Here is a 405-nt window from a genome sequence, read left to right on the forward strand (position 1 = left end):
TAGCCCCTGCATTGGCAGCTCTTGTTGCGGCTAATTTTCTCAAACCCTGGGCTGATTTTTTTATTCTTGCTGCATTACAAGCATCTCTAAACAAGTTACCAAAAGCTTCTTTGGTAAGTTTTTTTCCCCCTTTCCCACAAATGCATGTTTCATCACCAATAGGACCCGTTTCAAGTGTTTTCGTTAATTCGGGTAAAATGGGAAGAAAAACATCTGTCTGAAATTTGCTTTTTTCTGTTTTTAAATGAATGATATTATCTTTATCATCCTTCCAACCGATGCGTACAACATCTCCCCGTCGTAAGCCTGTGTAGAGAAGAACATCAAGCCATACACGTTCATGTGGACCAAGAGTCCATTGTTTATAATATTTATTGATATCTTCTTCTGTCCAAGCAGGGAAAC

Annotated in this window: 1 protein-coding gene; it reads right to left on the minus strand. The window is 38.8% G+C overall.

What is annotated here, in order from left to right; genetic code table 11:
* Window positions 1-405, minus strand: a 405-nt coding sequence (locus J7R05_RS08625) for a tyrosine-type recombinase/integrase (RefSeq protein WP_208541907.1), incomplete at both ends; no start/stop codon positions are given.

The sequence above is a fragment of the Bartonella capreoli genome, from assembly GCF_902813205.1.
GTDB lineage: Bacteria > Pseudomonadota > Alphaproteobacteria > Rhizobiales > Rhizobiaceae > Bartonella > Bartonella schoenbuchensis.